This window comes from Acidovorax sp. Q11, assembly GCF_054950075.1.
In genome coordinates, this window is the sequence record NZ_JBUDZG010000031.1 from 24,440 (window position 1) to 46,603 (window position 22,164).

18 protein-coding genes are annotated in these 22,164 nt (G+C 66.7%); 13 read left to right on the forward strand and 5 right to left on the reverse strand.

Annotated elements, in window-relative coordinates:
- The first annotated feature begins 148 nt into the window (after positions 1 to 148).
- Both ACYZGB_RS19125 and ACYZGB_RS19130 read left to right on the forward strand, forming a co-directional pair.
- A complete protein-coding gene (locus tag ACYZGB_RS19125; protein ID WP_462390444.1) occupies positions 149 to 1,333 on the forward strand; it encodes an S-methyl thiohydantoin desulfurase domain-containing protein in 1,185 nt (394 codons plus the stop codon).
- Positions 1,334 to 1,420: 87 nt separating this feature from the next.
- A complete protein-coding gene (locus tag ACYZGB_RS19130; protein WP_462390445.1) occupies positions 1,421 to 2,461 on the forward strand; it encodes a sensor domain-containing diguanylate cyclase in 1,041 nt (346 codons plus the stop codon).
- Positions 2,462 to 2,470: 9 nt separating this feature from the next.
- Here the strand turns inward: ACYZGB_RS19130 and ACYZGB_RS19135 are convergent, their stop codons facing one another.
- A complete protein-coding gene (locus tag ACYZGB_RS19135) occupies positions 2,471 to 2,935 on the reverse strand; it encodes a (2Fe-2S)-binding protein (protein WP_462390446.1) in 465 nt (154 codons plus the stop codon).
- Between the two features lie 19 nt (positions 2,936 to 2,954).
- The gene (locus ACYZGB_RS19140; protein WP_462390447.1) at positions 2,955 to 5,225 is read right to left on the reverse strand and encodes a xanthine dehydrogenase family protein molybdopterin-binding subunit; all 2,271 of its coding nucleotides are present in this window, start codon (positions 5,223 to 5,225) and stop codon (positions 2,955 to 2,957) included.
- A 345-nt stretch (positions 5,226 to 5,570) separates the two neighbouring features.
- Here ACYZGB_RS19140 and urtA point away from each other — a divergent pair, with 345 nt between their 5' ends.
- The 5 genes from urtA to urtE all read left to right on the forward strand — a co-directional run bounded on the left by urtA (position 5,571) and on the right by urtE (position 12,390).
- Positions 5,571 to 6,833 carry an urea ABC transporter substrate-binding protein gene (gene urtA, locus ACYZGB_RS19145; RefSeq protein ID WP_063463070.1) on the forward strand — a complete coding sequence of 421 codons (1,263 nt, stop codon included), beginning with the start codon at positions 5,571 to 5,573 and terminating at the stop codon, positions 6,831 to 6,833.
- A 101-nt stretch (positions 6,834 to 6,934) separates the two neighbouring features.
- A complete protein-coding gene (gene urtB, locus ACYZGB_RS19150) occupies positions 6,935 to 8,518 on the forward strand; it encodes an urea ABC transporter permease subunit UrtB (RefSeq protein ID WP_462390448.1) in 1,584 nt (527 codons plus the stop codon).
- A gap of 154 nt (positions 8,519 to 8,672) precedes the next feature.
- Positions 8,673 to 9,800 (forward strand): urea ABC transporter permease subunit UrtC, encoded by a 1,128-nt coding sequence (gene urtC / locus ACYZGB_RS19155; protein WP_462390449.1) that lies wholly within the window; start codon positions 8,673 to 8,675, stop codon positions 9,798 to 9,800.
- Positions 9,797 to 10,672: an urea ABC transporter ATP-binding protein UrtD gene (gene urtD / locus ACYZGB_RS19160; protein WP_462390450.1), complete on the forward strand. Its 876-nt coding sequence runs from the start codon at positions 9,797 to 9,799 to the stop codon at positions 10,670 to 10,672. The genes urtC and urtD overlap by 4 nt, the downstream gene beginning before the upstream one ends.
- A gap of 1,025 nt (positions 10,673 to 11,697) precedes the next feature.
- On the forward strand, positions 11,698 to 12,390 hold the full coding sequence (gene urtE, locus ACYZGB_RS19165; RefSeq protein ID WP_094286779.1) for an urea ABC transporter ATP-binding subunit UrtE: 693 nt from the start codon (positions 11,698 to 11,700) through the stop codon (positions 12,388 to 12,390).
- 13 nt (positions 12,391 to 12,403) lie between these two features.
- On the opposite strand, the gene ACYZGB_RS19170 is transcribed toward urtE, so the two are convergent.
- Positions 12,404 to 13,270, reverse strand: a complete 867-nt coding sequence (locus ACYZGB_RS19170) for a phosphatase PAP2 family protein (protein WP_462390451.1) — start codon at positions 13,268 to 13,270, stop codon at positions 12,404 to 12,406.
- 280 nt (positions 13,271 to 13,550) lie between these two features.
- On the opposite strand from ACYZGB_RS19170, the gene ACYZGB_RS19175 reads away from it, so the two are divergent.
- Positions 13,551 to 14,615, forward strand: coding sequence for a diacylglycerol/lipid kinase family protein (locus ACYZGB_RS19175; RefSeq protein ID WP_462390452.1), 1,065 nt, complete (start codon positions 13,551 to 13,553; stop codon positions 14,613 to 14,615).
- A gap of 12 nt (positions 14,616 to 14,627) precedes the next feature.
- Positions 14,628 to 15,422, forward strand: a complete 795-nt coding sequence (locus tag ACYZGB_RS19180) for a metallophosphoesterase family protein (RefSeq protein ID WP_462390453.1) — start codon at positions 14,628 to 14,630, stop codon at positions 15,420 to 15,422.
- Between the two features lie 80 nt (positions 15,423 to 15,502).
- Here the strand turns inward: ACYZGB_RS19180 and ACYZGB_RS19185 are convergent, their stop codons facing one another.
- Positions 15,503 to 16,687: a porin gene (locus ACYZGB_RS19185; protein WP_462390454.1), complete on the reverse strand. Its 1,185-nt coding sequence runs from the start codon at positions 16,685 to 16,687 to the stop codon at positions 15,503 to 15,505.
- A 298-nt stretch (positions 16,688 to 16,985) separates the two neighbouring features.
- Positions 16,986 to 17,729: a TetR/AcrR family transcriptional regulator gene (locus tag ACYZGB_RS19190; protein ID WP_462390455.1), complete on the reverse strand. Its 744-nt coding sequence runs from the start codon at positions 17,727 to 17,729 to the stop codon at positions 16,986 to 16,988.
- Positions 17,730 to 17,898: 169 nt separating this feature from the next.
- Here ACYZGB_RS19190 and ACYZGB_RS19195 point away from each other — a divergent pair, with 169 nt between their 5' ends.
- The 4 genes from ACYZGB_RS19195 (at position 17,899) to ACYZGB_RS19210 (ending at position 22,152) form a co-directional block, all read left to right on the forward strand.
- Complete coding sequence (locus ACYZGB_RS19195; RefSeq protein WP_462390456.1) at positions 17,899 to 18,891, forward strand: tripartite tricarboxylate transporter substrate-binding protein; 993 nt, start codon at positions 17,899 to 17,901, stop codon at positions 18,889 to 18,891.
- A gap of 34 nt (positions 18,892 to 18,925) precedes the next feature.
- Complete coding sequence (locus ACYZGB_RS19200) at positions 18,926 to 19,759, forward strand: cyclase family protein (protein WP_462390457.1); 834 nt, start codon at positions 18,926 to 18,928, stop codon at positions 19,757 to 19,759.
- Positions 19,756 to 20,793, forward strand: coding sequence for a fumarylacetoacetate hydrolase family protein (locus tag ACYZGB_RS19205; protein WP_462390458.1), 1,038 nt, complete (start codon positions 19,756 to 19,758; stop codon positions 20,791 to 20,793). Before ACYZGB_RS19200 ends, ACYZGB_RS19205 begins: the two co-directional genes overlap by 4 nt.
- A gap of 276 nt (positions 20,794 to 21,069) precedes the next feature.
- Entirely contained in the window at positions 21,070 to 22,152 is a 1,083-nt protein-coding gene (locus tag ACYZGB_RS19210; protein ID WP_462390459.1) for an adenylate/guanylate cyclase domain-containing protein, read from the forward strand.
- The last annotated feature ends 12 nt before the right edge of the window (positions 22,153 to 22,164 follow it).

Here is a 22,164-nt window from a genome sequence, read left to right on the forward strand (position 1 = left end):
AGCATAGGCGATGACGCCCCCGGAAACCAGAGTGTTGGCCCTGCCGTGGCGCGCGCCGCCAACTGGTTCGGGGGTAGCACAACGCCAATTGACTTTCGACCCGGCTTGGGTATCGTGCTTTCCATCCAACAACAGAGAGGGGCGCCTGATGGGCAATGTCTATTCCTATGGTCTGACCGATTTCCAGGCGATTGCCACCGGGGCGGCCGTGCTGGCCAGCGGTGGTGGCGGCAGCTACCACGACGCCTGCGCCATCGTGCAGCAGCTGGCAGACCAGGGCTACACCGGCACGGTGCAGGTGCAGGACTACGACGGCGCCACCAACGCCTGTGTGCTGGCCATCATGGGCTCGCCCGACGCGGCCGACAACCTCACCCTCACGGCGGTGCAGAACTCCATCAGCAACACCGTGGCCGTGATGCAGGCGTACACCGGCATGCAGCCGGGCGCCTTCATTCCGGTGGAGATCGGGCCCATCAATTCGCTGGTGCCGCTGATCGGTGCGGCCATGTCGGGCGGCAGCATCTGGGTGGTCAATGGCGACGGGGCGGGCCGTGCCGTGCCCGAACTACCCCAGACCACTTTCACTGCCCCCACCGGGCCAGCGCCCAGCCCCGCCGTGCTGGCCAGCGATGCGTCCACGCTCGTGGCGGCGGAATATGCGGTGCTGGGCTCCGCCACGGCGTCGGGCATCGAGTCACTGGCGGGTGGGGTGGTGGGCGGTTTTGGCGGGTATTCGGGCATTGCCATGTGGCCTTCGAACGCTGGCAACCAGTTTGCGTTGTCGGGCAGCTACATCCCGGGCACGCTGGAGCAGGCGCGCCAGCTGGGCCTGCAGCTCTTGCAGGCCGTCACGCCGTTGAGCACCCAGGCGGTGGCGGCGGGCATAGAGGAGATCACCGGCCGCGCCGCGCGTGCCGTGGTCAGCAACTTCTACATCACCTCGGTCACGCAGTCCACCTCCAGTGCGTCACTGGACTCGGGCATCATCCGGCTGGACAATGCACCGGACCCGGCCCAGAGCACCGAAACGCATTACCTCTACAACCTCAACGAGAACCTGATCATGTATTCGGCGGCCAGCACCACCCCCGACATCATTGCGCCCGACTCGATCTGCTACTACTCCGAGAGCACGGGGCGCGGGTTCTCGAACGCCAGCGACGACCTGGCCCAGTATTTCGATGCCGCCTCGGGCCGCAGCACCGGCAATATGGTGAGCGTGATCGCGGTGCAGACGGCTCCCCAGCTCTACAACACCCCCGGCGTGGTGGCGTCGTTTGCGGCGCTGCTGCGCAACATTGGCTACGCAGGTGGCATGCCCCCGGCCTGAACCTGGGTGCAAGACAAAAACCCGAAGCCTGGCGCCTGGCGCAAGATATCTGAACGAAACGGAACGCTGTGAAAAATGGCCACGGGTATGGGTGAAGTAGACCTGAACAAGGAGCGGCTGGAACTGGCCCTGGAGGCTGCCGGGCTGGACCTGTGGGAGAACGATCTCATCACGGGCAACGTCACGCGCAAGGCCACCAAGACTTTCGAGGAGCTGGGGTTTACCGAAGAGGAAATCGTCTCGGGCGTGCAGGACATCTACGGCCTGTTCCACCCCGACGACATCGACGCCGTGCGCCAGGCGGTGGCCGACCATTTGACGGGCGTCACGCCGCAGTACCGCTGCGAATTTCGGCTGCGCTCCAAAAGCGGTGAATGGGTCTGGTTTGCGAACTACGGCCGCATCATGGACGGCCACAGCGCCACGCCGGGCAAGCGCCTGATTGGGGTCACGTTCAACATCCACGACCGCAAGTGCCGCGAGACCGAGATCGCCCAGATCAACCAGCAGCTTACCGAGCAGAACCGCCTGCTGCAGCAGCTCAACACCGCGCTGGAGCGGCTGGCCGCCAACGACTCGCTCACCGGCCTGTCCAACCGCCGCACGCTGATGGAGCTGGGCGCCAAGGAGTACAAGCGCACCGAGCGTTTTGGCCACCCGCTGTCGCTGCTGGTGGTGGACATCGACCTGTTCAAGGCGGTCAACGACGCCTATGGCCACCTCGCGGGCGACCGCGTGATCTGCGCCGTGGCCCAGGCCTGTGCCGTGCGCAAGCGCAACGGCGTAGACATCGTGGCGCGGTTTGGTGGCGAGGAGTTTGTCATTGTGCTGCCGGAGACCGATGGCCCGAGCGCACTGCGCGTGGCCGAAACGCTGCGCCAGGACGTTGAGGCCCTGCGGGTGGCCGTGGGCGACGCGGGGCAGGATGTGGCGGTCACCGTCAGCATCGGGGTGGCCACCCTGTACAAAGGCTCGGGACTCGACTTTGAAGAACTCGTGAACCGCGCCGACAAGGCCCTCTACCAGGCCAAGGGCACAGGGCGCAACGCCGTGTATGTCGCGGATGCGCAGACCGATGACGGAAGCATGGCTGCACCGACGCAGCTGGACCTGGGCGGCGGGATCTAGAGAGGATCTCTAGCCTTGGCGCGGTGCCTGGGCCGCCTGGTGGATGGCCGCCCGGATGCGCGGATACGTACCGCAGCGGCAAGCATTGCCCGACATTGCGGCATCGATGTCTGCATCGCTGGGTTTGGCGGTCTTCTTGAGCAGTGCGCAGGCCGACATGAGCTGCCCGCTCTGGCAGTAGCCACATTGCGCCACGTCCACCGCCGTCCACGCCGCGCGCAGGGCGGTGGCTTCGGGGCCCTGCAGGCCCTCGATGGTGGTCACGTCGGCGCCACCCACGGCCGACAGCGGCGTGATGCAGGCGCGCACGGGCTCGCCGTTCAGGTGCACGGTGCAGGCGCCGCACAGCGCCATGCCGCAGCCAAACTTGGTGCCGTTCATGTGCAGCTCGCCGCGCAGCACCCACAGCAGCGGGGTGTCGGGTTCGGCGGCGACGGAGACGGCTTTGCCGTTGATGCGCAGGGTGGTGGACATGGTGGTTCCTTGAATCGATTCAGGCCAGCTTCAGCGGCAGGGCGCGCAGGCGCTGGCCGGTGAGCGTGAAGAGGGCATTCGCCACCGCCGGTGCAATCGGTGGCACGCCGGGCTCGCCCACGCCTTCAGGGGGCTCGGCGCTGGCGATGATGTGGGTCTCCACGCGCGGGCAGTCGGCCATGCGCAGCAGCGGCAGGTCGTGAAAATTGCTCTGCTGCACCTGCCCATCTTTCAGCGTGACCTCGCCATGCAGCGCCGCCGTCAGGCCAAACACCACGGCGCTTTCCATTTGCTGCGCGATCAGGTTCGGGTTGATGGCCGCGCCGCAATCAATCACACAGACCACGCGGTGTACACGGATGGCCTTGTCAGCACCCACCGATACCTCGGCCACCTGCGCCACGATGGAGCCGAACGACTGGTGCAGCGCCACGCCGCGCGCGCGTTGTGCACCACTGGCATGGGCAGCCAGGGGCTGCCCCCAGCCCGCCAGCTCGGCGGCCTTTTGCAGCACTTTGAGGTGGCGCGGGTGCTTTTGCAGCAGCGCGGCGCGGAAGGCCACCGGGTCTTTCTTGGCCGCGTGGGCCGCCTCGTCCACAAAACTTTCCTTGAAGAACGCCTGGTGTGAATGCCCCACCGAGCGCCAGAAGCCCACGGGCAGCGGCAGGTCGATGATCTCGTGCGCAATGCGCGCGTGGGGCCATTCGTAGGGCTGGTCAAACGCGCCTTCGGACGCCGTCTTGTCGGGCCCCGCGCCGGGCAGCCCGAAGGTGCGCGCCAGCACCTGCGGCACGATGGCCTGGCCTACCGACAGGTTGTGCCATGCCACCAGTTGCCCCTGCGCATCAAAGCCCGTCTTGAATCGCGCCATGCACGCGGGGCGGTAGAAGTCGTGCTGCGTGTCCTGCTCGCGGCTCCACAGCGTCTGCACGGGCGCGCCGCCTGCGGCCTGGGCAATGGCGGCGGCCTGGGCCACATAGTCCACCTCCAGCCGCCGCCCAAAACCGCCGCCCAGCAGCAGCTGGTGCACGGTCACTTTCTCCTCGTCAATGCCCAGCGCCTTGGCCGCTGCCATGCGCGCCAGGCCCGGTACCTGGGTGGATGTCCACACCTGGGCGGCACCGTCCTTGACCTGCACGGTGCAGTTGATGGGTTCCAGCGCCGCGTGGGCCAGGTAGGGCGCGCGGTAGTCGGCGGTGATGGTGGTGGCCGCGCCCTGCATGGCCTGGTCCACATCGCCGGCGCTGTGGTAGCCAAAGCCCTTGGTTTCGTCCAGCGCCTGCGCCAGGCGTGCCATCACGGTGTCGCTCGACAGCGTGGCGGCGGGGCCGTGGTCCCATTCCACGGTGACGGCGGCCGCTGCCTTCTTTGCATGCCAGGGCGTGTCGGCAATCACGGCCACGCCACCCGTGCCGCCGTGGTAGGGCGCCACAGCCAGCACCTGCTTGACGCCCGGCAGCTTCTGGGCGGCGGCTGCATCAAAGCGCGCCACCTTGCCGCCGCGCGTGGGGCACATCACCACACTGGCGTGCAGCAGGCCGGGCGGGTTCGCGTCGATGCCGAACACGGCGCTACCGTCGAGTTTGCTGGGCGCCTCGATGCGCGTGAGGGGTTTGCCGATCAGCTTGAACTGCGCGGGCTCCTTCAGTGCCACCTTGCCTGGCATGGGCTGCTGCGCGGCCAGCGCAGCGAGTTCGCCAAACGTGGCGCGCTGGCCTGCGGCATGCTCCACCCAGCCCGCGTTGGCTGTGCACTCGGCGGCCTGCACCTTCCACTGCGCGGCGGCGGCGCGGACCAGCATGGCACGTGCATGGGCTCCGGCCTCGCGCATGGGCAGCCACAGGTCTTTGATGCTGCTGGAGCCGCCCGTCATCATCACGCCCACCTCGCGCATGGTCTTGGCCGTGAGCCAGCCCGCAACGGCCTTCATTGATCCGTCGTTGTCGGGGTGGAAGGGCAGGCCGTCCACCACGGTGGCCAGGTTGTTGTAGATGTCGTCGATGGACGCCATAGCAAGCCGCACCTGGGCCCAGTCGGCGTCCAGCTCCTCGGCCAGGATGGCGGCCAGGCCGGTGTGGGTGCCCTGGCCCATTTCGGACTTGGCCATCATCACCGTCACGGTGTTGTCGGTGCCCACCTTGAGCCAGCCGTTGAGCGCGGCCTGTCCCGGTGTGGCGGGCAACGGGTCTGCGGGGTGCAGGCGCTGGCGCGGGGGCATCACGCCCCAGCCGATGACCAGCGCGCCCGCTGTTGCGGCACCGCCGAGAAGCACTGTGCGTCGTTTCACCATGGGTCGGGTCCTTTGTGGCTGAGCGTGGGGCTGTGGCCGCCATCGTAGACGGGGCAGGCATTTCCCCCACTGCGCTGTAATTGCCGAAGATTTTGACTATTTTTGGCCGTTACCGCGCATTGGGTATGCCCTAATAGCTATTAAATGCATAGCGTTTCGCCTACCCGACACAGGCGTTGCTTGCCGGCCGCGCCTTCAGCGGCGACGCCAGCGCGTACGCCACCCGGCGTATTTCCCAAGCAGGCCCTGCTCTCCAGAATCCATTCCATCGCACCACACAGCCCTCGGGAGTTCACCGGGGCCAGGGCGAAGCGGTTTGAACCCTTACCTACCGGAGAAGCACACATGCAACGTCGTTATTCCCTCAAGGCCCTCGCGGCTGTCGCTACGCTCGCTGGCCTGTCTGCACTGCCAGCCCATGCGCAGGAGACCATCAAGGTCGGCATCCTGCACAGCCTGTCGGGCACCATGGCCATCTCCGAGACCGTGCTGAAAGACACCGTGCTCATGGCCATCGACGAAATCAATGCCAAGGGCGGCGTGCTGGGCAAGAAGCTCGAACCCGTGGTGGTGGACCCGGCCTCCAACTGGCCCCTGTTCGCCGAAAAAACCAAGCAGCTGCTGGGCCAGGACAAGGTCTCGGTCATCTTCGGCTGCTGGACCAGCGTGAGCCGCAAGTCGGTGCTGCCCGTGGTTGAAGAAATGAACGGCCTGCTGTTCTACCCCGTGCAGTACGAGGGCGAGGAACTCTCCAAGAACGTGTTCTACACCGGCGCGGCGCCCAACCAGCAGGCCATCCCCGCGGTCGACTACCTGATGAGCAAGGACGGCGGCAGCGCCAAGCGCTGGGTGCTGCTGGGCACCGACTACGTGTACCCCCGCACCACCAACAAGATCCTGCGCGCCTACCTCAAGAGCAAGGGCGTGAAGGATTCGGACATCGACGAGAAGTACACCCCCTTCGGCCACTCGGACTACCAGACCATCGTGGCCGACATCAAGAAGTTCAGCCAGGGCGGCAAGACGGCCGTGGTCTCCACCATCAACGGCGACTCCAACGTGCCCTTCTACAAGGAACTGGGCAACGCGGGCCTGAAGGCCAAGGACGTGCCGGTCGTCGCGTTCTCCGTGGGTGAAGAAGAACTGCGCGGCGTGGACACCAAGCCGCTGGTGGGCCACCTGGCCGCCTGGAACTATTTCCAGTCCATCAAGAGCCCCGAAAACACGGCCTTCATGAAGAAGTGGGCGGACTACGCCAAGGCCAAGAACATCGCCGGCCACAAGGACAAGCCACTCACCAACGACCCGATGGAAGCCACCTACATCGGCATCAACATGTGGAAGCAGGCCGTGGAAAAAGCCAAGAGCACCGACGTGGACAAGGTGATCGCCGCCATGGCCGGCCAGACCTTCAAGGCACCCTCGGGCATCGTGAGCAAGATGGACGAAAAGAACCATCACCTGCACAAGAGCGTGTTCATCGGCGAGATCAAGGCCGACGGCCAGTTCAACGTGGTGTGGAAGACGCCTGGCCCTGTGAAGGCCAAGCCATGGAGCCCTTACATCGAAGGCAACGACAAGAAGAAGGACGAGCCCGAAAAGAAGTAAGCACCTGCAGTGTGCCCAAGAGGGGAGGGCGCCTGTGTGCGCCCTCCCTTTTTCTTTGACACCCGCCTGCCACCGAGAGCAGGCCGAACGGAATTCTTCTTATGTTGCGATGTTTTCTGGCCATGCGCTGGTGCCTGGTCAGCCTGCTGTGTCTGGCGGGCAGCGCCCACGCCCTCACCGCCGAGCAGGCCCTGGCCATGGCGGCGGGTGAGACCGACGACCGTGTGGCGGCCGTGCAGCAGGCAGTGGTCGAGCCCAGTGATCGGGTCGCCGCCTTTTTGCAGGCCCTGGCCGACGACGCAGTGCGTGTGGCGGGCGGCAAGGCGCTGATCGTGAAGGGCGACAAGGGCATCGACCCCGTGACGGGTACCGAGGTGCCCGTGCCCGCCGATGCCGAAGACATCATCAACAACAACCGCATGCGCGGCGAGATCGACACGGCCCTGGCGAGCTTGGCGCTGTTTGGCAAGGATGAAGCGCTGCGCATGGCCGCCGCCAAGGCCCTGACCAAAGAGCCTGATGCAGGCCGTCTGCCCCTGCTCGACAAGGCGCTGGCGCAGGAGACCAACGAAAAGATCAAGACCCAGCTGGAGCTGGCCCGCGCCGCCACGCTGCTGGGCAGCGACGATGCCGCACAGCGCATCGCTGCCGCGCAGGCGCTGTCGCTCAGCGCGACACCCGACACACGGTTGCTGCTCAACGAACGCGTTACCGTCGAAGAAGATGCCAAGGTCAAGGCCGCACTGCAAGCCGCGCTCAAAGCCATTGACGGCCAGCTCGCCTGGGGCGAGCGCCTGGGCGCTGCGTTCTCGGGCATCAGCCTGGGCTCCATCCTGCTGCTCGTCGCACTGGGGCTGGCCATCACCTACGGCCTCATGGGCGTGATCAACATGGCCCATGGCGAGCTGATGATGATCGGCGCCTATGCCACTTATGTGGTGCAAGGCATCTTCCAGAAGTATTTTCCGGGTGCGTTCGACTGGTACCTGGTGGCCGCGCTGCCACTGGCGTTTGGCGCATCCGCCGCCGTGGGCGCGGTGCTGGAGCGCGGCGTGCTGCGCTTTCTGTACGGCCGCCCGCTGGAGACACTGCTCGCCACCTGGGGCATCAGCCTGGTGCTGATGCAACTGGTGCGCACCATCTTCGGCGCGCAGAACGTGGGCGTGGAAAACCCCGCGTGGATGAGCGGCGGCGTGCAGGTGCTCTCCAACCTCACGCTGCCCTACAACCGCCTGGTCATCATCGGTTTTGCCATCGCCGTGCTGCTGGGCATGGGCTACCTGATTGCCCGCACGCGCCTGGGCCTGTTCGTGCGTGGCGTGACGCAAAACCGCCCCATTGCCTCGTGCATGGGCGTGAACACCGCGCGCATCGACACCATGGCCTTTGCACTGGGCTCGGGCATTGCGGGCCTGGCGGGCTGCGCGCTGAGCCAGGTGGGCAACGTGGGGCCGGATCTGGGCCAGAGCTACATCGTCGATGCCTTCATGGTCGTGGTGCTGGGTGGCGTGGGTCAGCTGGCAGGCACGGTGTATGCCGCGCTGGGCCTGGGCATCCTGAACAAGTTCCTCGAAGGCTGGGCGGGCGCGGTGCTGGCCAAGATTGCGGTGCTGGTGTTCATCATCATCTTCATCCAGAAGCGGCCCCAGGGCATCTTCGCGGTCAAAGGGCGTACGGCCGATTGATATGGAACACCCCCCTGTGTCGCTCCGCTCCTTCCCCCCTCTCCTGCGGGAGGGGGGACGCCGCCAGCGCGGCGGGGCGGCCCTTGCGCGGCGTCCGCTGGCCCGCGCCATGACGGTTGCTACGGAAGCTGGCCATGCGTAAAGCAGAGAAAACATGACGAATCCAAACTCACTCCAACTGCCCGCACCCGCGCCGCTGCTCACGCGCGGCGGCTGGTCGGCCTTCATCGTGGCGCTCATCGTGGTGTGCGCCGTGGCCCCCGTGCTCAACCTGTGGGTGCCCGCAGGCAGCATGTTCCACCTGTCGGACTACGCCGTGGCGCTGCTTGGCAAGATCATGTGCTACGCCATCTGTGCGCTGGCCATGGACCTGATCTGGGGCTACACCGGCATCCTGAGCCTGGGCCACGGCCTGTTCTTTGCGCTGGGCGGCTACGTGATGGGCATGTACCTCATGCGCCAGATCGGCCGCGACGGCAACTACAAGAGCGACCTGCCGGACTTCATGGTGTTCCTCGACTGGAAGGAGCTGCCCTGGCACTGGGCGCTGTCCGACAGCTTCATCGCCACGCTGATCCTCATCGTGGCCGTGCCGGGCGTGATCGCGTTTGTGTTCGGCTACTTCGCCTTCCGCTCGCGCATCAAGGGTGTGTACTTCTCCATCATCACCCAGGCCATGACCTATGCGGCCATGCTGCTGTTCTTCCGCAACGAAACCGGCTTTGGCGGCAACAACGGCTTTACCGACTTCAAGCGCATCCTGGGCACGCCCATTGCCACGCAGAACATGCGCATGACGCTGTTTGTGCTGACGGGGTTGTCGCTGCTGGGCTTCTTTTTGCTGGCGCGCTGGCTGGTGCGCAGCAAGTTCGGCCGCGTGCTGCAGGCCGTGCGCGATGCCGAGAGCCGTGTCATGTTCTCGGGCTATTCGCCGCTGCCCTACAAGCTCACCATCTGGACCATCAGCGCCATGATGTGCGGCGTGGCGGGCGCCCTGTATGTGCCCCAGGTCGGCATCATCAACCCCGGCGAGATGAGCGCCGCCAACTCCATCGAGATCGCAGTGTGGGCAGCCGTAGGCGGGCGTGCCACGCTGATCGGGCCCATCGCCGGGGCGTTCATCGTCAACGGCGCCAAGAGCTGGCTCACGGTGACGGCGCCCGAGTTCTGGCTGTACTTTCTGGGTGCGCTGTTCATTGCGGTCACGCTGTTCCTGCCCAACGGCGTGGTGTGCCTGGTCAAGAAGTTGAAAGACAACAACAAAAAGGGAGCTGCGCAATGACGCCCGACCTGATGGAAGAAGGCGCGCGGCGTTTGCAGAAGACGCTGGCGCCTGCTGCTCTGGGCCAAACTGAATCCGGCGGCCGCGCTGCAGGTTTTTCGCGCATTGCCACACCGGGCGAAGTGGATGTGACCCATGGCCGCATCCTGTACCTGGAAGACGTGCATGTGAGTTTTGATGGCTTCAAGGCCATCAATGGCCTGAGCCTGGACATTGCGCCCGGCGAGCTGCGCTGCATCATCGGCCCCAACGGTGCGGGCAAGACGACGATGATGGACATCATCACGGGCAAGACGCGGCCCGACAAAGGCACGGTGTTCTTCGGCTCGACGATTGACCTTCTGCGCCACAACGAGCCCGAGATTGCCAGCTTGGGCATTGGCCGCAAGTTCCAGAAGCCCACGGTGTTCGAGCAGCTCACGGTGTTTGAAAACCTGGAGCTGGCGTTGAAGACGCACAAGGGCGTGAAGTCGAGCATGTTCTTCCGCCTTGATTCCGCGCAGTCAGACCGCCTGGCGGAGGTGCTGCACACGATTCATCTGGCCGATGGGGTGACGCGGCAGGCGGGCAATCTGAGCCATGGGCAGAAGCAGTGGCTGGAGATTGGCATGCTGCTGATGCAGGACCCGAAGCTGTTGCTGTTGGACGAGCCGGTCGCGGGGATGACGGATGACGAGACTGCGCGGACGGCGGAGCTGTTCCTGACCTTGAAGGGCAAGCATTCGCTCATGGTGGTGGAGCATGACATGGGGTTCATCCGCACCATTTCCGAGAAGGTGACGGTGTTGTGTGATGGCTCGGTGTTGGCCGAGGGCACGCTGGATCAGGTGCAGGCGGATGAGCGGGTGATTGAGGTTTATTTGGGGCGGTGATGGTGTCTTTTCGCCCTAGCTGTTTGGAACTCGTGAGCGTCCGCTATCCGTTCGGGCTGAGCTTGTCGAAGGCTGGGCGCTGCCTCGGAGCCGTTCGGACTGAGCCTGTCGGAGCTGGGGGGTGCTGGTTTGGAGGGCGTGCTGGGGTTCAGGGCGGGAGCCGGGAGTCGCCCGGCGTGCGAGTAACTTTCTTTTGCTTCGCCAAAAGAAAGTCACCAAAGAAAAGGCGACCCCCAGTCTGCGACCCCTTCGCTGCGCTACGGGGCAGACCTGTGGCGGGGCGGTTGCGGGGTGCGCCGCAGAACTCACTGCGCTGCTTCGCAGCTCCGTTCGGACAACTGCGGCGAGTCAGTTCACGAAGCATGGGCGCTTCGACGCCCATGCCACCCCACAACCGCCCCGCCGCAGGCGCAGCCAGCAGGGGGTGGGCAGCCGAACACCTAAACACCCAAACAGCCGAACAACCCCACGGGCCTTTGCTTCGCTCGGCACCGCCTGCGCAGCGCGTGGCGCTTGCGCCCGTGAGATGGGGCCGAGCGAAGCAATGGCCCGTGTGGATGTCCGATTCGCGGGTCCCCTTCACGATGTGCCGAGGAGCGCAGGGCGTGGGGCGGCACGGGCGCCTTAGCGCCCGTGCTTCGTGCTCTGACTCGCTGCGGTTGTCCGAGCGAAGCGCGCAGCGCGTAGCGAGTTCCGCAGCGCGCCCCACGCACGAGCACCGCAGGTTGCCCGCAGCGAAGCGAAGGGACGCAGCGCGTAGGGTCGCCCTTTCTTTGGTGACTTTCTTTCGGCGAGACGAAAGAAAGTTACTGCGCCGCCGGGCGCACACCCCGGCTCCCGCCCCTAACTCAAACACGCCTCCCAAACCAGCACGCCAAGGCTTCGACAAGCTCAGCCCGAGCAGCTACACGTCGCGCCACAGCATCGCAACGCCCCTTCCTGCGATGGCAAGAGATGCTCTCAAATCAATAGCTAAAAGCGCTTGCTAGACAGGCGCAAACGGCCAAAAAACTCAAAAAACCACCATGCTCACCGTCCAAAACATCAACCAGTACTACGGCGGCTCCCACATCCTGCGCGACGTGAGCCTTACCGCCACCCCCGGCAAAGTCACCGTCCTGCTCGGCCGTAACGGCGTGGGCAAAACGACCTTGCTCAAAAGCCTCATGGGCCTCGTGCCCATCAAAAGCGGCAGCATCCAGTTCGACGGCAAAGCCATCGACAAGGCCACCCCCTACGACCGCGCCCGCGCAGGCATCGGCTTCGTCCCCCAAGGCCGCGAAATCTTCGGGCGTTTGACGGTGGAAGAAAACCTGCGCATGGGCCTGGCCTACAAGAGTGGCTCCACGCCCGTGCCGCCGCACCTGTACGAACTCTTTCCCGTGCTCAAGCAGATGCTCAAGCGCCGGGGCGGCGACCTGTCGGGCGGGCAACAGCAGCAACTGGCCATCGCCCGCGCCCTGGCCCCCGGCCCACGTTTGCTCATCCTCGACGAGCCCACCGAAGGCATCCAGCCCAGCATCATCAAAGACATCGGCCGCGTGATCCGCATGCTGGCTGACAAGGGCGAGATGGCCATCCTGCTGTGCGAGCAGTACTACGACTTCGCGCAGGAGCTGGCTGATGAGTACCTGGTGATGGAGCGCGGCGAAGTCATCGCGCGCGGCCCGGGCAGCGAGATGGAAGCCAAGGGCATTCGCAACCTCGTGGCGATCTGAATGCCGATGGCGGTTACCGGACCGCCGTGGCGAGGGATGGACTGCGCCAGCGCGACACGCTCTCCATGATCAGCACCGTGCACACCATCCAGGTGCCACCCAGCAGCCACCCGGCCAGCACGTCGCTGGCGTAGTGCACCTGCAGCACCACGCGGCTCCAGCCGGTGGTGAAGACCAGCGCACCGGCCACCATCGCGGCGGGCAGGTGCCACCCACGCGGCAGCAGCCGCGTGGCCAGGTAGGCCAGCATGGCATACGCCACCATCGACGCGCTGCTGTGCCCGCTGGGAAAGCTGTAGCCGCTGGCCTCGGCAAGGCCATGCGTGTGCTCGGGCCGCACGCGCTCGAAGAGGTTTTTCAGCACCTTGGTCAGCGCGCCATTGCCCGCCATGGCCACCAGCCAGCCCATGGCCAGCAGGCGGTGCTGTTGCCACCACAGGGCGGCAGCCACGGCAAGCGCCAGGGCCGTCAGCACCCAGGTGTCGCCCAGGTGGGTGAGGGCGGCAAACACCTGCAGCACGGCGGTGTCGGCCTGGGCCCGCAAGCCCGCAGCGATGGTGTCATCCAGCACTCCCCAGGGGCCCTGGGTGCGTCCGCTCTCGGCCAGTTCGGCCATCGTGGCGCCCGCCAGCACCAGCACGCAGGCCGATGCGGCCATGGCCACCAGCATGAGGGTGGGGGCCTGTGCAGGAAAGAAGCGGTTCAGCGGCGGGCCTGCGTGGTGGCGCAGTGCGCGCAGGCCCGCCAGCGCGGCGGCGCCCAGCAGCGACAGGGCCAGCATGCCCGCCAGCCACCAGCCCACGGGGTGCTGCGCCAGCAGGGTGCCCAGCTCGGATGCGGTGGATGCAGTGGATGGGGCGGCAGGGACGATCATCGTCATGGTGCGGAGTGGTCCTTTCTCTTTCGGTTTCCAATTTTTTTCAGATGCAGTTGCCTGCACCACCCATGGAAAGAAGCCGCAGGTTGTACCGAAGTTCCCAGCATCCCGCGCTGTGGTGGGTGTATTGCGCGCACGGTGCAGGCATGTGTCGGCGCAGGCTGACACGGCGATGGCGCTGCGACCGGCTGCGGGCACCGCGCCTGGCTGCGACCATGGGCGACCCTGCGGCTCCTGCCCCTTTGTGGTGTGGGGCTGTTCTTGTTTGTTGCAGAGTTTTCGCATGACTCCTTCCGACCACCCCCATCCTCCAAAACCCCGTGGCCCCATCCACCTGGTGGTGCCCAAGCGGCCGGGGGCCGACCTGGACCTGCTGCGGGCCAAGCTCGAAGGCGTGGCGGCGCTGCAGGCGCACGACGTGGTGTGGCATGTGCCCCACCAGCGCGGCGACATCGTGCAACTGGCCCGCGACGCCGCTGAAGCCGCGCGCACCGATGGTGGCCTGGTGGTGGCCGCCGGTGGCGACGGCACCATCAACGCCGTGGCGGCGGCCGCGCTGCACGCGGGCGTGCCCATGGGGGTGGTGCCCATGGGCACCTTCAACTACTTCAGCCGCGAGCACGGTCTGGCGCTGGACCCGGAGCAGGCGGTGCAAGACCTGCTGCAGGCGCTGCACTCCGGGGACATGCGCCCCGTGCAGGTGGGCCATGTCAACCGCCGCATGTTCATCGTCAACGCCAGCGTGGGCCTGTACCCCAAGCTGCTGGCCGAGCGCGAGCGGGCCTCCCAGCGGTTTGGCCGCTCACGCTGGGTGGCGGTGGCCTCGGCGGTGTGGAGCCTGTTCCGGCCCGCAGCAGGCCGGCGCTGGAGGGTGGTGATGAGCACCCACCATGGCGCGGAGGTGCGGCATGAGGAGCATTTGGTCACCACCCTGTTTGTGGGCAACAACCCGCTGCAGCTCGACCGCATGGGCCTGCCACAGGCGCAGCAGGTGGCCGACGGTGGGCATCTGGCGGTGGTGATGCTCAAGCCCCAGGGCCGCTGGGCCACGGCCCGCACGGTGTGGAACGCCGCCACCGGCCAGCTGGACAAAGACAACGCCGTGACCAGCATTGCCTGCACCGAGCTGACGGTGGCCCCGGCCAGCTGGCGGCCGCCGCAGGTCAAGGTGGCGTTTGATGGCGAGCGCGAATGGATGGCGCCGCCGCTGCACTTTCGCGTCGGCACCAGGCCGCTTTGGCTGGTGGCGCCGTCGCCGCTGGTGCGCGATGATGCGGCGCAGCCTGCACTGGCAGCAGCAGTGGCCGAGACCGGCGCACCGCCTGCCCCCGGGCTGATACCTGCCTGACCACCCACCGCCATGCACGCCTTGATGCACCTGTCCGACCTGCACTTCGGGGCGCACGACCCCGGGGTGTGTGCGGCCGCGCAGCGCCTGGCACAGCGGCTGGGCGTGGCCCTGGCCGTGGTGTCGGGCGACCTCACCCAGCGCGCCACCGCCAGCCAGTTTGCGCAGGCCGCGCGGTTTGTGCAGGGCCTGCATGCGCGCAGCACCCTGGTGCTGGCGGGCAACCACGACCTGCCGCTGTTTGCCTGGTGGCTGCGCTGGGGTCGGGCCTACGAGCGGTTTGCCGAGCAGTTTGGCGTGGACCAGGAGCCCGTGCGGCAGATGGGCCCCTTTTATGTGGTGGGCGTGAACACCACGCGCGCCTGGCGGCACGAGCGCGGCAGCCTGTCGTCTGCGCAGATCGATCATGTCGCGGCCCTGCTGGCGCGTGCCCCGCCCGACGCATGGTGCATCGTGGCCAGCCACCACCCCCTGGTGGCGCGCGATGCCAATGACCGTGCCCACCGCCCGCACCGTGCCGACGAGGCCCTGCAGCGCTGGCGCGCAGCCGGTGCGCAGATGCTGCTGTCGGGCCATGTGCACGACCCCGGTTTGCTGCAGCCCTTGCCAGGCCTGTGGGCCAGCCGTGCGGGCACGGCGGTGTCGCGCCGCCTGCGGCACGGTTGTCCCAACAGCCTGGTGGTGCTGCGCGAAGAAGTGTCGGGCGAGGCACCCAGCCAGCGCCGGCGGGTGGCCGAGCGCTGGGACTACGACAGCACCATCGGAGAGTTCGCCTGTGTGCTGCGCCAGCCTGTGATGCCCGGTTGAAGCGGTCTTCAGTGCTGCCACCCCAAAAAAAAGGGCACCGAAGGTGCCCTGAAACTTGGAGACAACCGTTGTGATGTGGCTTAGAACCGGTGTCGCAACCCCACGGCAAAGCTGGTTCCTTGAGCGCTGACCACCGATGGCGGCGCAGGCAGCGTGCGGGTCTGGGTGCTGTCGCGCATCACCATGGCATAGAGGTCGGTGCGCTTGGACAGGAAATAGTCATACCCCATGGTGAACACCTTGCGTTCCACATTGCCGCCTGCCACCGTGGCGGGCACGGGGCCCACGGTGTCGCTGGTGCGGCGCACCGCGTAGCCCGCCAGCACACGGCCTGCACCCACGGGCACAGCGGCGCTCACATCCCACACCCGATACGACAGGTTGAGCGGCGCAGCGGCCGTGCCCCGGTTGTTGATGCGGCCCAGGTGGGCAAACAGCTTGACCACCTCGAAGTCGTACGACGCCGCCAGCTGCCAGGCGCGTGTGTCGTTGGGCGAGGTGCCGTCGGCAAAGGTACCGGGGTTCTTCTTCACGCTCTGCCACGCCAGCGATGCGGCCCACGGGCCTTGGGCATAGGCCAGCCGTGCCGCGCTGTTGCCGCCGCCCTGGCCTTCAGAGATGGCGTGTGCCACCGAGCCATTGAAGCCCGCAATGCTGGGGCTGTCATACACCACCGAGTTGGCCCATGCTGTGCCACCCGTGAGCGGGCTGCCGATGAAGGTGACCAGGTTCAGCGGCCCCAGCACGGTGGAGTCGCCAAACGCGTTGGAGGTAATGGAGTTCAGGAACAGCAGCGATGTGACATTGCCCAGCCGCACGCGGCCCCAGTCGCGGTGCGACACGCCCACCCAGGCCGCGCGCGAGAACACGGGGTCGGCCGCCACGTTCACGGGTGCGGGCAGCGCATCGCTGCGGCCGGTGGCGCCGGAGTCGTTGCGCACAAAGGACGACAGCTCAAACTGTGCCGACAGCCCGCCGCCCAGGTCTTCGGTGCCGCGCACGCCCCAGTGGCTGGTGGACATGCCGCCACCGTCCAGCTTGGTCATGGCGCGGTCTTGCGCGTTGATGCCGGCGGCGGGGCCCGCAAAGCGGCCTACGGCGGCATCGACCAGGCCATACAGCTGCAGGCCGGGGCCTGCGGCGGGTTGGGCTTGTGCGGCGAGTGTGGTGGCAGACAGGGCTGCAGCGGTGCCTAGGGCGCGTGCCCAATGCAGGCTGGCCCGAGGGTGGAAGGGTTGGGGTGCGGGAGAGGTGCGAGGTTTCATGGTGTCTTTCGATGGGTGAGGGGCAAGCGGAGGGCGAACCGGTCCACGGCGCAGCCAGGGCTGTTCCGAAAACGCAGTTCAACGGGGGAGGGCGTCAGCGCGTTGTGTGCGCCGAAAGCGGTGCGGCTAGGGTGCGCCGGTCTGGCGTGCCGATGCCCAGGGTGGGGCGGCAGCGCAGGGCCCCAGCCACCTGGGGTGGCGGTGGGCAGGGACCAGAAAAAAGGGCGTGGCTGAGCCTGGCATGCGGCGCTCGCGCGGCAGTGCGGGTGGTGGGGGTGGGCGTGTCAGCGGTTCGGCGTCAGTGCACCGCGCCTTCACAGGCGCCACGCATGCCTTGCGCGATGAAACGCACCAGCAGTGGCCCGGCCGTGGCTTCGTCGCCGGGCTGGTTCTGGCCGTACGACAGGCGCTCGATGCGCTGGTCGTTCACATGGTGCAGCAGGGCCCCCAGTGCAAACTGGTAGCACCACGCGGCCTGGCTGCGCGTGGCCTGGGGCAGGGCGGCGGCAATCGCATCAATGAACGCATGGGCCAGGGGGTCGAACAGCTCGCGGATGATGGGCTCGTCTTCTTCCAGGTGGTCGTTCATGCCGCGCGACAGCAGGCGCAGAAAGTGGTGGCCCGCAGGCTGGCGGGCGACTTCGAGCACGGGCAGCACGAAGGCCTTGACGATTTCGTCCAGCAACTGGCCGGGCGGTGCCTTCTGCTGGGCGTCGGCCAGCGACTTGAGGCGCACATCGATGTAGCCCGCATGCGCGCGAAAGATGGCGTGGTACAGCGAGAGCTTGGGCCCGTAGTAGTAGCCCACCAGCGCCAGCGGCACACCGGCTTCGTCGGCAATGTCGCGGATCGACACGCCATGAAAGCCACGCGTGGCAAACAGCCGTTCAGCCGCCTGCAGGATGTTGGCCTGGCGATTGGGAGCCAGCGCTTCTTCGCTGGTGGCGCTGCGGGCGGCAGCACGCTTGCGCGCCGGGACTTTCGCGGCAGGGGCGGCGGGCCGGGTGGCCGCAGTCTGGGGGGTGGATCGGGATTTGGGCATAGGTTGGTTTATACGGTTGTATAAATTTATTGAGCACTCGTACAAACCCCAGTCGATTTGAATTTGTACGTTCGTATAATTTTTTCATGCCACCCGCTGCAGGCCCTGTCAGATCTGGCTTGCGGGGTGTCGCTGCAACTTCCATCCATTCCAACAGGAGACAGACACCATGTTCACCCGCCGCCGTTTCACCCAGCTTTCTGCCGCCCTGCTGTCCACCGTGGGCGGTGCTCCTGCCGCCTGGGCGCAGGCCAGCAAAGACGCCATGCCCGACATGGCGCGCATCATCTCGGGCTTTCCGGCCGGGGGCACGGCCGATGCGCTGGCGCGCCGTGTGGGCGACCGCATGCGCGGCCACTACGCAGCGTCCTTGGTGGTGGACAACAAGCCCGGCGCAGGTGGGCAGATCGGCATCCTCAACCTGCGCGACAGCCCGGCCGATGGCACCAGCCTGCTCATCACGCCGTCGTCCATGCTGTCCATCTACCCCTACACCTACCCCAAGCTGCGCTACACGCTGGACGATGTGGCGCCCGTGTCACTGGGCGCCATGTTCGACCACGGCCTGGCCTTGGGCCCCGGTGTGCCCGACAGCGTGCGCACGCTGGCCGACCTGCTGGACTGGTTGCGCGCCAACCCCGGCAGCGCCAACTACGGCAGCCCCGGCGCAGGCTCCATGCCGCACATGGTGGGCGTGCTGCTGGGGCAGTTCAGCAAGATCGACATGCGCCACATCGCCTACCGGGGCACGGTGCCCGGCATGCAAGACCTGCTGGGCGGGCAGATCCCTGCGTTCTGGGGGCCGATTGGCGACTACCTGCAGCATGGCAAGGGCGGCAAGCTGCGCGTGCTGGCCATTGCGGGCAGCAAGCGCTCACCGTTCCTGCCGCAGGTGCCCACGCTGACGGAGCTGGGCTACCCCCTCAAGGTCAGCGAGTGGTACGGCTTCTTTCTGCCCGGCAAGGCCACGCCCGAGACCATCAAGCGCGCATCCGATGCCCTGCAGGCTGCGTTGAACCAGCCCGAGGTGGTGGAGTACGGCAAGCAGTACGGCCTGGAGGTCAAGCCCTCTACCGCCGCGCAGCTGGCGCAGATGCTCAAGGCCGACGCCGACCAGTGGCGCGGCCTCATCAAGCAGACCGGCTTCACGGCCGAATCCTGATCGCCTTGTTTCGACCTTTCCACCCGACCCCGCCATGACCACCACGCTCGCCACACCTGCGCGCCGCATCGTCGATATCTCGATGCACCTTGAAAACGATGTTGTCTCTGACCCGCCGGGCCTCGGCCCGCGCATCAACTACATCGACCACCAGATGAGCTTTGCGGACCTGGCGCAGTTCTTTCCAGGCCTCCAGAAGGAAGACCTGCCCGACGGCGAATCCTGGGCGGTGGAGGACGTGCAGCTCAACACCCACAACGGCACGCACCTGGATGCGCCTTACCACTTTGCGTCCACCATGGACGGCGGGCAGCGCGCGCTGTCCATCGACGAGGTGGACCTGAACTGGTGCTTCCAGCCCGGCGTGAAGCTGGACTTTCGCCACCTGCCCGACGGCTACGTGGTGCAGGCCGCCGATGTGGAGGCCGAACTCGCCCGCATCGTCCACACGCTGCAGCCGCTGGAGATCGTGGTGGTCAACACCCGCGCTGGCAGCGCCTACGGCACGGCGGGCTACACCCGCGCGGGTTGCGGCATGGGCTACGAGGCCACCATGTACCTGCTGGAGCGCGGCGTGCGCCTGACCGGCACCGACGCCTGGAGCTGGGACGCCCCCTTTGCCTACACCGCGCAGCGCTATGCCGAAAGCGGCGACGCATCGCTGATCTGGGAGGGCCACAAGGCCGGGCGCGACATTGGCTACTGCCACCTCGAAAAACTGCACAACCTGGAGGCGCTGCCCGCCAGCGGCTTCTATATTTCGTGCTTTCCGGTCAAGGTGCGCGGCGCCTCGGCAGGCTGGACACGGGCCGTCGCCATCTTCGACCCGGTGCTGCCGCTGCAGCCGGCGGCCGGAGTGGCGCCATGAAGCTTGCGACCCTGCGTAACGGCCTGCGCGATGGCCGCCTGGTGGTGGTGTCGACGGATGCGCGCCGCTGCATCGACGCCAGCCCCGTGGCCCCCACGCTGCTCGATGCCCTGGAGCGCTGGAGTGTGGTGGAGCCTGCGCTGCAAGACCTGGCCCGCACCGTGAACGCGCCCGCCGCCCCGGGCGCCATGCCCTTTGATGCGCGCCAGTGTTTGGCCCCGCTGCCGCGCACCTGGCAGTGGCTGGACGGCTCGGCCTTTCTGAACCACGGCCACCTCATGGAGCGCGCCTTCAAGGTGCCGCCCGTGCCCGACTTCGAGACCATCCCGCTCATGTACCAGGGCGCGGCCGACGACTTTCTGGGCCCGCACGACGATGTGGCCCTGCCGTCCGAGGCCGACCAGATCGACTTTGAGGGCGAGTTTGGCGTGGTGCTCAGCGAAACCCCCCTGGGCGTCACCGCTGAAGAGGCGCTGCAGCATGTGCGCCTCATCGTGCTCATCAACGACTGGAGCCTGCGTGCCTTCGGCCCGCGCGAGGCCAAAAGCGGCTTCGGCTTTGTGCAGGCCAAGCCGTCCACCGCATTCGCGCCCATCGCCGTCACGCCCGACGAACTGGGCGCGGCGTGGAACGGCGGCCGCGTGCACCTGCGGCTGCAGACGCAGCGCAACGGCGAATGGTTTGGCCACCCGCACGGCGGCGCCATGCACTTTGACTTCGGCCAGTTGATCGCCCATGCAGCGCGCACGCTGTCGGCAGGCACACTGATTGGCTCGGGCACCGTGTCGAATGCGGATGTGGCCGTGGGCTCGTCCTGCATCGCCGAGCGCCGCATGGCCGAAGCCCTGGCCGACGGCGCGCCGCACACGCCGTTTCTGCGCTTTGGCGAGCGGGTGCGCATGGTGGCGCTGGACGGGCAGGGCCATCCCGGGCCGTTTGGCGTGATCGACCAGGTAGTGGTGCCGGGCGGCGCTGCGGGCCCGGGGCGGGTGAACATTGCAGACGCTGCAAATTTGATAGCTATTCAGGCATGATGGTCGCGCGGTAGAGGCCAAAAAACCTTGAATTTTCTCGCTCCAGCCCATCCGGCCTTGGGTTGGCCGCCTCTGTTTCCATGGCCCGTAGTGCTGGGTCTTTCCCCTCTCCCCCTGCGGGAGAGGGTTGGGGAGATGGGGCGCCAAGTCAGCTTCTGCCACACGGCCCCGGGGTGTTTTCACTGGTTGACCAGCCGGTGGGCGGCGCCTATTCTGGCTGGCAGGGGCCGGTGACGGCCCCCCTATACCAACACACTCCCCCACCTCCCCCGCGCCATGCACAAAGAATTCCACCACGACGCCGTGCGCCGGCTGCAGTCGCTGATCGAGCGCGAAACCGGTACGACCCTTTCCGATGCGGCGCAGGCCGAGATGGCCAGCATCCTGCACGGCATGCAAAGCCCCGATGGCGGGGCCAGCGAGGGCCTGGACGTGGTGCCGCGCGAGGTCACCATCCTGCTGGCTGACCTGCGCGGGTTCACCGCGCTGTCGGGCTCTCAGCCCGCAGCCGTGGTCATTGCGGCGCTCAACCGCTGCCTGGCGCGGCTGTCGGAGGTGGTGTTCAAGTACCAGGGCAGCATCGACAAGTTCATGGGCGATTCGATCATGGTGCTGTTTGGCGCACCCGTGGCCCGCGACGACGATGTGGACCGCGCACTGCTATGCGCCGTGGAGATGCAGATCGCCATGCGCGAGCTGAACCTCGCGCACCTGCGCGAGCGGCTGCCCGAGGTCTTCCTGGGCATTGGCGTGAACACGGGCACGGTGATGGCCGGGCGTTTTGGCTCGGACGTGTATTCCGAGTACACGGTGATCGGCGAGGCCGTCAACCTGGCCTCGCGCATCGAGGCGCTGAGCCTGCGTGGCCAGGTGCTCATCAGCGACACGACGTACCAGCGCTGCTGGGGCCTGGTGTCGGCGTCGGCGCCCATGCAGGTCTACGTCAAGGGCCGCACGCAGCCCGTGAGCCTGCGCGAGCTGATCGCCATCCCCTCGCAAAAGCTCAAGGTGCCGCGCCAGGAGTTTCGCCGCAGCCACCGCGTGGATGCGCGCCTGCCCTGCCTGTGCCAGCGCATGCAGGACAAGATCGTGGTGCCCCACATCGTGCACGGCGCCATCCGCGACATCGGCTACCACGGCCTTCTGGTGGAGCTGATCGAGCCGCTGGAGCCGCACAGCGAGATCAAGCTGGAGTTTGAGCTGCCGCTGGTGGACTACCGCGTGGCCGACGTGTATGCGCGGGTCATCACCCTCAAGCAGGAGGGCGACGAGTGGGTGGCGGGGCTGGAGTTCACCTCCATCAGCGCCGAATGCCATGCCAAGGTGCAGATGTTCGTGCAGCTGCTGGTGGCCCACTGACCCACGCGGGTG